The organism is Falsibacillus pallidus (assembly GCF_050990905.1).
GTDB classification, from domain to species: Bacteria; Bacillota; Bacilli; order Bacillales; family DSM-25281; genus Falsibacillus; species Falsibacillus pallidus_A.
Genome location: NZ_CP158866.1, coordinates 541449 through 553558 on the forward strand (window position 1 = coordinate 541449; position 12110 = coordinate 553558).

Sequence of the window (12110 nt, forward strand, 5' to 3'; positions counted from 1 at the left end):
ACCAAAAAGGCGAAAATCGCCTTTCCGGTATGCTCGCCTTACGCTGGTCGCCTCTGGACAAGCCGCTTCCGCTTTTCTAACCGCAGGAGCGCAGCGACGAGGAGGCTTGCCGCCGCCCTCGGAAAGCGAAGTCTTGAACGGAAATCAACAGCGATGTTTAACATAGATTTTTGAATTAAGGCTCAAGGCAATTTTTACCGACGGAAGAGGGGCATCCAAATTTGTTGCTTTTTGGGGAATCCATTACAATAAGGTATAACGAAAACGTTGAAGGATGATTCTGTTTTGAATAAACAACTTTGGGAGCAGGCAAAGGATTTTATAGAGATTTGCTATCGTGAGTTAAACAAGGACGAGCCGCAGCTGGAACAAAGACTGGCTGCCGTTAAGCATGAAATTGAAGAAACGGGAACCTATGAACATACATTTGAAGAGCTTGAGCACGGGGCCAAAATGGCATGGAGGAACAGCAACCGCTGCATCGGCAGGCTCTTCTGGAACAGTCTGCATGTCGTGGATGCAAGGGAAGCTGCGACAGAAGAAGAGGTGAAAGCCCATCTTTTAAACCATATTGAATATGCAGCGAATGGCGGGAAGATCCTTCCGACCATTACAGTATTCAAAGCTGCCACAGGGCCTGAAGACCGCATCAGGATTTGGAATCATCAGCTGATCCGCTATGCAGGCTATGAATCGGATGAAGGTATTCTAGGAGACCCTGCCTCTATTAATTTTACAAAAGAATGTGAAAAGCTTGGCTGGAAAGGAGACGGGACCCATTTTGACGTATTGCCCCTTGTGATCCAGGTGGGGCAGAATCAACCGGTATGGTCTGAAATCCCGAAGGAACTGGTACTTGAAGTGGAGATTGAACACCCCGAATATGAATGGTTCCGTGACCTGGGTTTGAAGTGGTATGCCGTTCCGATAATATCCGATATGAAGCTTGAAATCGGTGGGATTGACTATGAAGCGGCTCCGTTCAACGGCTGGTATATGGGGACGGAAATCGGTGCCAGGAATCTTGCTGATGACTTCCGGTACAATGCCCTCCCGAAAATCGCTTCTTGTATGGGGCTTGATACGAGCCGGAATTCTACGATGTGGAAAGATAAAGCACTCGTTGAATTGAATATTGCTGTGCATGAATCCTTTAAAAATGCCGGTGTCAGCATCGTGGATCACCATACGGCAGCCTCTCAATTCCAACTGTTTGAAAATCGCGAGAAGGAGGCCGGCAGGGAAGTGACCGGAGACTGGACATGGCTCATCCCACCGGTTTCACCAGCTGCGACGCACATCTTCCATTCGCAGTATAAAGATAAGATTGTCACCCCGAATTATTTTTATCAAGATCCTCCATATGGGAAAGCTTGAGGTACATACCTCAGGCTTTTTTTCTGCAATAAATAGTCGTTTAGACCTGAATATCAAATGGCAATGGTTTTAATTTCAAAATAAACACACCTAATAGCCTGCGCCGCTTTACAAAAACTAAACAAATGACCGAACTATCTGCCTATTTATCTACAAAATTCGACATGTTTAAATTAATATTGGAACGTTTTCCTAAATCAAACAAAAGAGGTGGAGAAGTGAAAGCATTATTATCTAGTATTATGTCTTTAGCAATTATCACTGGTACTTTTTTGATTCCAGCCAACGTGAAGGAAGCGTCAGCGGCAGCTGCCGGCGACGTCGTCGTGAACGAAGTGGCCTGGATGGGAACGACAACTTCTTATAACGATGAATGGATGGAGCTCTACAATCCAACTTCATCAGCTATTGATTTATCCGGCTGGTCGCTCAAGACCCAGGATGGATCAGTCAGTGTAAATCTTACAGGAACCATCCCTGCGAAGGGGTACTACTTGTTAGAACGGACGGATGACGATACAATCCCTTATCTGGCAGCAGATATGATTTACTCTGGAACACTTGGAAACTCAAACGAAGCTCTGGAACTTTATGATTCTCAAAACAGCCTCATTGATTCAGTCAATGCCTGGTATGCAGGTGACAACACGACGAAAGCGACAATGGAGCGCATCAATCCTGCAGCTGACGGCAATTCCTCAACAAATTGGAGAAGTTCTACTACTTCTTATAATGGTGGATATGGAACACCGAAAGCCCTTAATTCGGGATCTGCCCAAACCACAGAACACATCAATCACGTAAGCGAAGACCTTGGCGCCATCAATGTGTATTTCAACAAGAGTGCACTTACGCAATACGCGTCAGCAGGAAACGAAGCCAACTACAATGTCAATTTGGAAAATCGCTTAATCAAACGATTGAACAGTGCCACAAAATCAATCGACCTAGCTACATATGAAATCAATCTTCCACGTATTATCGACACGCTGATGCAAAAAGCAGCTCAAGGCGTGCAAGTAAGAATTTTAGCGGATGCAAAAGATGCAACAGATCCGAACTATATTGAACGATACGAAACAATGCGCCTCGATTTGGAAAAGATGGAGCGCGGAGAAGACGGCGTCCTTGGAACAAGCGATGATGTCCATATCTTCTCAGATTCTCCGATGTTTGCAGTAGAGGATGCAGCGAAAAGGGCTCAATACGGGCTTCCTTCAGATCTATCAGATATCCCGACTCAAACGGTTATGGTAGGAAATACGTCCACGACAGGACATCTCTTTGTAAATGGCGAGGAGAAGTCAGCTGGAGCCTATTATTCTCCTGACCACCAAATGCATAATAAATTCGCGAACATTGATAATGATTGGATTTTCACAGGAAGCTGGAACTTTACTGTTACAGGCCTTTACGGCGATGATGCGAACATGGAGCAAGGCATTTTGGATGGAAATCAACAGCATTCCGTTGAAATCCACTCTCCTGAGCTGGCAGCAGCCTACCTGACAGAATTCAATGAAATGTGGGGAAGCAGCACGACACAGCCTGATGCAGCGGCAGCAAACTTCAACACGCGTAAAGTGGACAACACTCCGCACGTCTTTACCATCGGCGGAAAAAAAGTAGAATTGTATTTTTCCGGCGGGGACGATGCGCTGGGGCATCTTGCGAACCTTGTGAAAAATGAAGCGGACTACAGTGCCTATTTCACTATCTTTGCATGGAGCGACCAAGCGCTTGTCGATGAATTGAAAAACAAATGGGAAGGCTCTTACCTTGATAAAACCGGCACATTGACTGGCTTCGATGTGAAGGGTGTCTATGACTCCAGCTACTGGAATCAGTGGTGGTCTGCGAGTGTGGAAATGAGAGGGGTTACGGCATCCCAATCTTCAACCGACAATCCGAATACTCGCTGGAACAATCCGGCGCCGGTATTCCCGGATAATGAAACAAGAAAAATGCATGCGAAGACAATGATCATCGATGCAGATACTACGAGCGATCCGACCGTTGTAGTGGGATCGACGAACTGGAGTACAAACGGCAACACGAATAACGACGAAAACATGCTGATCATCCATGATACAGCAATAGCCAATCAGTTTGTCCAGGAATTTGACGCTCGCTATGAGAGTGCAGGCGGGCAAGTCAACTAAATGAAGCGAAAAAGCAGCCTCCCAGGGGGCTGCTTTTTCTATTTGGGTGCTTTGTGGCGGCTTATGCGCCAGAAAGTGGTGCTTATGCGCGGGAAGTGCCAGGCTATGCGCCACTTTCTGGTTTTATGCGCGAGAAAACAAGGTTTATGCGCGAAAAAGACCAGCTTATGCGCCAGAGCAGGCTTACCTGCCAGTATTCGACAAAAAGCGGGGCGTGCCTGTCACGCCCCGCTTTTTGTCAGGCACCTCACTCAGCCTCACTCACTATCTTTCAGTTTAGAGTACACTACGAGCCGCTTGGAGTTTTCGGTTGTGACGGGGTCGTATTTACCCGCACAGGTAATTAAATTAAGATTGCTGCTGTAGGAGAAGCCAAATATGTTTTTCACGGGTGATTCGTCGCGCACATAGGTTTCGACTGCGGTTACTTCGAAGATGCGCTTCTCGTGGTTTTCACCAGTTACAATGATTTCATCGCCTGCTTTCAATTCTTTCAAGTAATAGAACACGGCAGGTCCTTTTTTGCTGTCTACGTGGCCATCGATGACGGCATTACCGGGTTCGCCAGGCTTATACCCGCCTTCATACCATCCTGTACCTTCAAAGCTTGCAGGCACGTCCATTTTTCCATTGGAGAGAAGGTTGACTTTATCCACTTTAGCGTCCACGCCGATCACCGGGATTTCAATCCTTACAGGGACAATGCCGGTCCGTTCATCCTTGATGATTTTATTTGCATAGGAGGATGGGGTAGTGGTAGTGGAGATTTCATGGGAGTTTTTGTGCACAGGGACTTCGCGTCTGTGGCTTACTTCTTTATCTGGAGATTGGTTGGCTGATGTGACAAATCCAGCTGCAGCCAAGGATAGGGCAATAGCGAAAAATAGAAGGGTTAAGTGCTTCAGTTTCATTGTGGATGCTCCTTTCTATAGAGTAAATGAAAGGAGGGGGCTCGCCCCTCCTTTTACTCTACTAAATTAAGATTGTTTCGCTGCTTTTTTGCGTAGTGCCAGTGTTGTAGCCCCAGCTGCTGCAAATAATCCGGCAAGAAGGTATTCGAATGGTACTTGGCTGTCTTCTTGTGAAGTACCGCCCATTCCTGTTTTAGGCATTTGAGATGGCATTTCGCCCATGAATTTGTCAGGGAACTGGTCAACAAATGCAGAGGATAGACCTTTAGCAGGCATCAGCATGTGTGCATATGCTTCACGGACTTGTTGGTATGCTTTGTCGTAATCCCCAGCTGCATAGCTGTCGAAAGCTCCAGTCAATTGGTTGACGTGTTCTTGAAGGCCGTCTGCGAGTGCACCTGCTTCGACTCTTCCTTCTGTAGCAGATTCAATGAATTTGGAGAAGTCCATGCGGTAGCCGTCAAGGTTTTTCAATGCTTCCTGCTTTTTCGCATCGTCCTTGGCAGCGGATGCTTTTACATAGTCTACAAAGAATCCGATATGCTTCGTCCACATATCTTTGAATTGTTGTCCTGCTTCTTCGCCGTAGACAGAAGCGATTGCTTTGGATAGGTCATCAGTGTTTGCTGCCAATGCATCAGCGGAAGCCTGGAAGTCTTTTGAACCGTCCAATCCATTTTGCATTGCATCAACCGCAAGGCCGGCATGCTCTGTAAGCAGGTGGTTAAGCGTTGAACGCAATTCGACTGCTGGAGTCACGGCCATTGTATTATCGAATTTATCAGGATATTGCATCGTGATGGCGTTGGAAAGCCCTTTTGATACCATTGCCATGTGCGCAATCGCCTGGCGCTCGTAGTCGTATGCTTTGGCGTAGTCGCCAGCCACATAGCTGTCGAATGCACCGATCAATTGTTTGATATGCATTTGCAGCCCTTCAGCTAATGAATTGGCTTCTAGTCTCTTGCCTGTTGCATTGGCAAGGAAGTTGGCAAACTCTCCGCTGTAGCCGTCAAGTTTCTTCAATGCTTCATCTTTTTTCGCCTGGTCATTGGCGCCTGTTGCTTTTACATAATCAACGAAGAAACCAATATGATTTTTCCAGATCGTATCGAATTGCTTTCCTGCTTCAGCTCCATAAACAGAAGTGATGGCTTTGGCAAGATCATCAGCATTTGCGTTCAAAGCATTTGCAGAAGCTTCGAAGTCTTTTGCTCCTTCAGCGCCTTTGCGCATTGCTTCTACTGCTAAGTATGCGTGCTCAGTCAAAAGCTGGTCTAATGAAGTTCTTAATTCAGCTGCTGGTGTTGTAACGGATGGCTTCGCTTGCTCTGCGGCGAAGGATGTTGCCGTAACAGGAAGGACTAATGACATGCTTAGTGGGATAGCTAGAATGGATTTGCGGATTTTCATATTGAATCTCTCCTTTTTGTTTGTTTTTCAAATAGATAACGAAGGAGGATTAAAGTTGGATCACTTTTTTTATAAAAAAATTTAAAAAAAGTTATAAAAAAGTTTTGCAAAATGCTGTTTTCGTAACTAGTGTCGTTAAAATCTTACTGCCGATTTTAACTCTGAATTAGCTGTTTAGTGCGTTGCAATTTAGTATCCAGGCTCTTTTTAGCTATATACGCTATTTTGATTGCGTAAGTGATCCTGCTTTAATGACTAATGCAAAAACCTTTGAGAAAAGAGCCTTGAAAAAAGAAAAAACCAGCAGATTCTGCTGGTTTTAGAGATTGGATGCGAGCACCATTTCACCTTTTGGCGTCTGGCTGTCAGCATTTGGTTCAAGGGTGATGGCAACCGTATCCCATTGGGAAAGGTCTTGGTCTTTCTTGTCGGTCATCGTGTAGACGACAGTTCCAGTTCCATCATCTGAAGTGGTGAATGTTCCGGCACGATATGGCTTGTCATTCTTGATGAGCCATACTTGATAAACCTCATCCGACTTCAGTGACTTCAGCTGGGATGCTTGAATGACCATGCTGACATTTCCGTTTTGTTTGACAAAGGATGCAGTTCCTGCCGCATTTCCATCAACAGGGTTCAGTGCCAGCTGCCGGACGATATGGTCAATGGCAGCGGTTTTAGGCTGCTCGGGTTCATTCTGCATCTGTGAGCCTAGATAGAAATTTGCGCCGACTGACAGAAATAAGGCAGCGGCCATTGCAGGGATGAGCCATCTCCGTTTTGATGACTTTTTCTCCCTTACTGTTTCCAGAGGGGGCGGATTATCAAAAACGGAAGGTGATGTGATAGCAGGCGAAGCCGCTTCATCATCTTCAAATACTCGCGCAAGGACACGTTCTTTCATACCTTCAGGAGGGGCAATGGGTTCTGTTTGAAAAGCCAGGTCACCGGTCAATTCAATCAGTTCTTCGAGCTCATCACGGCATTCCGGACATTCTTTAAGATGCTCTTCGAATGCTTTTGTTTCTTCGTCTGTAAGACTATGGTTAAAATAATCGATTAGATTTTCACAATGGCTAGTATTCATTCGATCCCCCTCCTTCCTTTTCAATGATGGTCCGCAAATGTTTCAATGCGAGCCTGATCCTTCCTTTGACAGTTCCTAAAGGCAATCCAGTCGAGTCAGAAATTTCTTTATGTGTGCGCCCTTTAAAATAGAAAAGGTCAATGATTTTTTGCTGATCATCTTTGAGCGACTTGACGGCGCTTCGAATCACCGTCCGCTTCTCTTTCCATTCAGCCATGTCTTCAGGAGTTGTCTCATCGACCTGAAGCGAATCATTTTCAATATATTCGAAGGACTGATTGTTCTTTTGCTTCCGCAGTACATCGAGCGCAGTGTTCCTCGTCATGGTGATCAGCCAGGAGGAAAATTTCCCTTTTTCATTCGTATAAGGGGCATGTTCCCGCCACAGCTTGATGAACACTTCTTGAATGACATCTTCGGCATGCTGCTGGCTGCCGGTCATTTTATACGCGAATGAGTACAGAAGCTTTTCGTATTTATCGTACAATGCTTCCAATGCGCTTTTATCTTTCTGGCGCATTCTCGTATAAAGTTCAATATCCTTAGTGTCGGACATAGCGTCCTCCTTTTTTTAGTATGTATACAACCATCATACTAAAAAGAATGGATTATGCTCAAATTTTCTATATAAAGTAAACGATTGGAAATTCGATTTGGATCACTTAATAAAGGAAATAAAGGGATTTTCCCTTTCTTAGCGAATAATGAGGAGAGTGAAAAACAGGGGGGATTTATGTGGCAGCAGACGTTAAGATTGAAAAAACAGCATCCGAATATCACCGCGAGCTCGCGGTCAAATACTTTAACAGCGTGTGGGATCTCATGGAGAAGAAGGAAAGAACGGTAGAGGAAACGGATGAAATGATCCATATGGCGCATGCATCCAGGCATCACTGGGGCATCGTAGGTACACCAGTGAATCTAGCAAGGGGAGAATGGCAGGTTTCACGCGCATACACCGTGGCAGGAAGGGCAGAGCCGGCTCTGTACCATGCACAGCGCTGCCTCGAAATTTGTATGGAGAACGGCATCGGTGATTTCGACTTGGCATTTGCCTACGAAGCACTGGCGCGGGGATATAAGACAGCAGGAAATGACGAGCTGAAAGAAGTAAACCTCCAGCTGGCAAGAGAAGCAAGCCAACACATCGCCAAGCAAGGTGATCTTGAAGTATTACTCGCTGACTTGGCGACGATTTAAATAGCCAAAATCATAGGGACACAAAAGGGGCTCCGGAGGCGGGGTTCCTATTTTTTTCGAGAAAAGAGTAGAGTTGAGGGGTGGAGCTGAAAAGTTGAGGGGTCCAGCCGAAAAGTTGAGGTGTTCAGCCAAAAAGTTGGCCGGTCCACCCGGAAAGTTGAGCGGTCCACCAAAAAACTTGAGCGGTTAACGCCAAAAGCACGCCGGTTATGCCCAAAAGTGCAGAGCAAATTGGCCCGCACCACCATCTCTAACTAAGGGAGCTGAAAATTTTTCATCACCCATTGACATTCTCAAAAAATGTATTATTATCAAAAGTGAGAATAAAAAATATTTTTTTGGTTCATTATTATCAAAAATGATAATAATCATAAATTGAAGGGAGCTGCCATGAATACTTCCAAGGCAAAAATTTTAATGCATCCAGTCCGAATCAAGATCATCCAGCTGCTTGCCAATGGAAATCGAATGACTGTTCAACAAATCGTCAATCGAATTGAAAAGGTATCGCAAGCTTCCTTATATAGACACCTCAATACCCTTTTAGAAGCTGAAATGATCCAAGTGGTCGAAGAAAATCAGATCCGGGGAACGGTCGAGAGGGTGTATGCCATTAAGTCTCCGACAATCCATACTGCAGATGACTTAAAGGCATTATCAAAAGAAGAGCATTTGAATTTATTCATGACATTTCAAGCCTATCTAACGGGACAGTTTGAAAACTATTTGGATCGGGGAGAAATTGATCTCCCGAGGGACGGCGTAAGCTATCGGGTTGCCAGCATAAATCTGTCTGACGAAGAATTCGCAGAGCTTACAGGAAAGATGGCCTCATTATTAATGGAAGCCATGAAAAATGAGCCTTCAGAAGAACGGAAACCAAGACAAATTGCCAACATCATCATTCCAGAAAAATGATGGGGGCTTAAGAAGATCAAAGGGGAAATAGGGATGCCGATGAATGTGAAAGAAAAAGAGATAGAGATACAGGGTGAACATCCGATATTCGGAACGATATCCATTCCGGAAGAGGAGGAAATTTATCCAGCTGTTCTGATCATTGCCGGGTCTGGTGCAATCGACCGCAACGGAAATGGACCAAAGGGGAAGTTCCAATTCAATCTTTACAGGGAACTGGCGCACAGGATGGCAGAATTGGGCTTTATTGTGCTCAGGTATGACAAAAGGGGTACTGGAAAAAGCACGAAGGATCTGCTTTCAGCTGGGATGTGGGATCTCGTCGATGATGCAGAAAGGTGCTTCCTTTATTTAAAAGAGCATCCACAGGTGGATCGGAACCGCATCATCGTTCTTGGGCATAGTGAAGGGACGATTCTTGGAACGGCCCTTTCAGAGCGTCAAAAAATCAATGGGCTGATGCTTGTATCAGGAGGCGTGGCCAATCTGGATGAGTATCTGAAGCATCAAAGGAAGCTTGCCTATAAAGAACTGAGGATCTCGAAAGGCCTCAAGGGAATGCTGATGAGGAAATTGATCAATGAAGAAAAAGAGGAAAAGAAGGCAGCCAAATTAATGGATAAGATGTTTCAGTCCAAGAAGCCTGTCTATAAAGTGAGTGGTCTCATCAAACAGCCTGCAAAATGGTTTAGGGAGCACTTTCTATATGATCCAAGAGAGGGCCTTAAAAAAGCGGATTTCCCCGTTTTTGCCATTCATGGGGATAAAGATGCCCACGTCGATCCTGCGATTTTGAACGAACTTCCGGAACTAGTGAAAGAGGATGCGGAATTTCACATCATCCCCAACATGGAGCATGGCATGCGGGTGCAGCAGGAAGAGATGGAAATCCTTAAGTTGAAAAAGATCTATAAAACCATTTCATCCCGCCCGTTTCATGAGGACGGGTTCAGAGTCTTAACGAATTGGCTAGTCACTCATTATAAGGAGGTATCATAATGGTCAGCACAGCAGCCATCATTTCTATGTTTGTCACGATTTTGTTCTCAATTGCTTTATTTATCACGATGATCATCACGGCTAAAAAGAAAACAGGATTAGAAGTAAAGCCTCTCATCCTTGGGGCAGTTGGATTTATTGTTTTTTCACAAGTGCTTGAAAAAGTCCTGCATGTCGTTGTCATTACCATGTTTCCGGATTATGCTGACCACCCTGTATGGTTCGGCTTATATGGAGGGTTTGCAGCAGGAATCTTCGAAGAGATGGGCCGCTTCATTTTATTTGTCTGGCTCCTCAAAAAATACCGGGACTACAAGTCTGGTATTTCATTCGGGATCGGCTGGGGCGGAATCGAGGCTGTCATTCTTACCCTGATGATTGTGCTGCCGAACATCATTTTCGCCTTCATGCTGAATGCAGGTGTGCTTGATTCCACGATCGGAAAAGAAATGCCGGCAGAAACGTTGAAGACGCTGAAGGATGGATTGCTGAGCAACGGTGTATCTTTCTATCTATTAGCATGCGTGGAACGTCTCGCTGCTGTTTTTATGCAGCTTGCCTTCTCGCTCCTCGTTTTGCTTGGAGTGAAAAAGAAAAGATTCTCTTATGTGATTTATGCGATCATCATCCATGCAGCAGTAGATTTTCCGTTGGTCTTTGTACAGACCGGCCACTTCACAAACCTGTGGGCAGTCGAAACCTACGTGGCCATTCTTGGACTGCTGGGAATCTATTTTATGAAAAAATTTCGAAAGCAGTTTGACGATGATTCCCAAGTGACAGTTGACCATAGCGCTTCGGTGAAATAAGAAAAGCGGGCACTTCCCAAAAAGTGTCCGCTTTTTAAATCTATCCAGCTCCAGCGCCCAGCCCCTCGAGGTCATAAGCCGTACCTCTACGGAAATCAGGATTTCCTTCAAGATCCGTCTTACGCTGGTCGGGGCTGACCAGGGCGCTTGCGCTTTTATATTAACGCGCTGCTTTTTGAAGCTTGTGGATCACTGTCAATGAACGTCCTGTTCCGATTGCAACGGATTCCAATGGGCTTGCTGCAAGATGTACAGGAACGACGATTTCTTTGCTCAGCCAATCCTGCATGCCGTTTAAGAGCGCACCGCCGCCAGTCAGGATAACTCCGCGGTCAACGATGTCGCCGCTTAGTTCAGGTGGACAGTTTTCGAGTGTAGCACGGATTGTTTCAAGAATATGAAGCAATGATTCTTTCAATGCTGTTTGAATTTCAGATGATGCAAGGGTAATTGTCTTTGGAAGACCTGTAACAAGGTCGCGTCCGCGGATGTCCATTGTCATTTCATCATGTTCGATCAATGCGTAGCCGATTTCCATTTTGATTGTTTCAGCCGTTCTTTCCCCGATGAGAAGGTTGTACTTTTTACGGACGTATTGAACGATATCCTCGTCCATTTGATCTCCACCGATGCGGATAGTATTGCAAGTGACCACACCGCCGTAAGAAATGATGGCTACTTCCGTTGTACCCCCGCCAATGTCCACAATCACGTTGGCAACAGGCTCATCAACCGGAAGATCTGCTCCGATGGCAGCCGCTACCGGTTCTTCGATAAGATGCACAGTTTTGGCACCGCTGTTTTTGACAGCATCATGGATGGCGCGGCGCTCAACAGACGTAGCACCGGATGGAGTACATACCACGACATTAGGCTTGCGGATGGAGAAGCCAAGCTTCTTGCCTGCATACTTCATGATTTGCTTCAGCATTTCTGTAGTGATGTCATAATCAGCGATTACGCCATCCTTCAAAGGACGCACTGCGACGATTTTCCCAGGAGTTTTCCCAATCATGCTTTTTGCCTCGGCACCGACAGCCAGGACATTTTTGCTTTCTGTATCAATAGCCACGACGGACGGCTCGTTTAAAATGATTCCTTTGTTTTTGCTATATACTAAAATGTTTGCAGTTCCTAAATCAATACCAATTTCAGAATTTGAGAACATATGTATTCACCCTACCTTTTTGAATTCGACACTCATAATCCTTCTTACGATTATAGGAGATTTTTG

At 45.4% G+C, this 12110-nt stretch carries 11 protein-coding genes; 6 read left to right on the forward strand and 5 right to left on the reverse strand.

Going from position 1 to position 12110, the window contains the following annotated elements:
- The first annotated feature begins 285 nt into the window (after positions 1-285).
- Positions 286-1377 carry a nitric oxide synthase oxygenase gene (locus ABTV07_RS02765; RefSeq protein ID WP_433747189.1) on the forward strand — a complete coding sequence of 364 codons (1092 nt, stop codon included), beginning with the start codon at positions 286-288 and terminating at the stop codon, positions 1375-1377.
- A gap of 218 nt (positions 1378-1595) precedes the next feature.
- Positions 1596-3539, forward strand: coding sequence for a phospholipase D-like domain-containing protein (locus ABTV07_RS02770; RefSeq protein ID WP_433747192.1), 1944 nt, complete (start codon positions 1596-1598; stop codon positions 3537-3539).
- 257 nt (positions 3540-3796) lie between these two features.
- Here the strand turns inward: ABTV07_RS02770 and ABTV07_RS02775 are convergent, their stop codons facing one another.
- The 4 genes from ABTV07_RS02775 to ABTV07_RS02790 form a co-directional block, all read right to left on the reverse strand.
- Positions 3797-4450, reverse strand: a complete 654-nt coding sequence (locus ABTV07_RS02775; protein WP_433747195.1) for a class F sortase — start codon at positions 4448-4450, stop codon at positions 3797-3799.
- A 66-nt stretch (positions 4451-4516) separates the two neighbouring features.
- The gene (locus ABTV07_RS02780) at positions 4517-5863 is read right to left on the reverse strand and encodes a copper amine oxidase (protein WP_433747197.1); all 1347 of its coding nucleotides are present in this window, start codon (positions 5861-5863) and stop codon (positions 4517-4519) included.
- A 319-nt stretch (positions 5864-6182) separates the two neighbouring features.
- On the reverse strand, positions 6183-6950 hold the full coding sequence (locus ABTV07_RS02785) for an anti-sigma factor (protein ID WP_433747200.1): 768 nt from the start codon (positions 6948-6950) through the stop codon (positions 6183-6185).
- Positions 6940-7506 (reverse strand): RNA polymerase sigma factor, encoded by a 567-nt coding sequence (locus tag ABTV07_RS02790; protein WP_433747203.1) that lies wholly within the window; start codon positions 7504-7506, stop codon positions 6940-6942. Before ABTV07_RS02790 ends, ABTV07_RS02785 begins: the two co-directional genes overlap by 11 nt.
- A 179-nt stretch (positions 7507-7685) precedes the next feature.
- Here ABTV07_RS02790 and ABTV07_RS02795 point away from each other — a divergent pair, with 179 nt between their 5' ends.
- From ABTV07_RS02795 to ABTV07_RS02810, 4 genes are all read left to right on the forward strand, one after another.
- Complete coding sequence (locus ABTV07_RS02795) at positions 7686-8150, forward strand: hypothetical protein (RefSeq protein ID WP_433747206.1); 465 nt, start codon at positions 7686-7688, stop codon at positions 8148-8150.
- A gap of 390 nt (positions 8151-8540) precedes the next feature.
- Positions 8541-9068: a helix-turn-helix domain-containing protein gene (locus ABTV07_RS02800; protein ID WP_433747208.1), complete on the forward strand. Its 528-nt coding sequence runs from the start codon at positions 8541-8543 to the stop codon at positions 9066-9068.
- A 33-nt stretch (positions 9069-9101) separates the two neighbouring features.
- Positions 9102-10067, forward strand: coding sequence for an alpha/beta hydrolase family protein (locus ABTV07_RS02805; protein ID WP_433747211.1), 966 nt, complete (start codon positions 9102-9104; stop codon positions 10065-10067).
- Positions 10067-10876: a YhfC family intramembrane metalloprotease gene (locus ABTV07_RS02810; RefSeq protein ID WP_433747214.1), complete on the forward strand. Its 810-nt coding sequence runs from the start codon at positions 10067-10069 to the stop codon at positions 10874-10876. The genes ABTV07_RS02805 and ABTV07_RS02810 overlap by 1 nt, the downstream gene beginning before the upstream one ends.
- Positions 10877-11036: 160 nt before the next feature.
- Here ABTV07_RS02810 and mreBH read toward each other — a convergent pair whose 3' ends face one another.
- Complete coding sequence (gene mreBH, locus ABTV07_RS02815) at positions 11037-12044, reverse strand: rod-share determining protein MreBH (protein WP_433747217.1); 1008 nt, start codon at positions 12042-12044, stop codon at positions 11037-11039.
- Positions 12045-12110 lie beyond the last annotated feature (66 nt).

Excerpts from the sequence above, each read along its gene's own strand:
- ABTV07_RS02775 (WP_433747195.1), bottom strand. The coding sequence starts at position 4,450 with ATGAAACTGAAGCACTTAACCCTTCTATTTTTCGCTATTGCCCTATCC.
- ABTV07_RS02780 (WP_433747197.1), bottom strand. The coding sequence starts at position 5,863 with ATGAAAATCCGCAAATCCATTCTAGCTATCCCACTAAGCATGTCATTA.
- ABTV07_RS02785 (WP_433747200.1), bottom strand. The coding sequence starts at position 6,950 with ATGAATACTAGCCATTGTGAAAATCTAATCGATTATTTTAACCATAGT.
- ABTV07_RS02790 (WP_433747203.1), bottom strand. The coding sequence starts at position 7,506 with ATGTCCGACACTAAGGATATTGAACTTTATACGAGAATGCGCCAGAAA.
- ABTV07_RS02800 (WP_433747208.1), top strand. The coding sequence starts at position 8,541 with ATGAATACTTCCAAGGCAAAAATTTTAATGCATCCAGTCCGAATCAAG.
- ABTV07_RS02805 (WP_433747211.1), top strand. The coding sequence starts at position 9,102 with ATGCCGATGAATGTGAAAGAAAAAGAGATAGAGATACAGGGTGAACAT.
- ABTV07_RS02810 (WP_433747214.1), top strand. The coding sequence starts at position 10,067 with ATGGTCAGCACAGCAGCCATCATTTCTATGTTTGTCACGATTTTGTTC.
- mreBH (WP_433747217.1), bottom strand. The coding sequence starts at position 12,044 with ATGTTCTCAAATTCTGAAATTGGTATTGATTTAGGAACTGCAAACATT.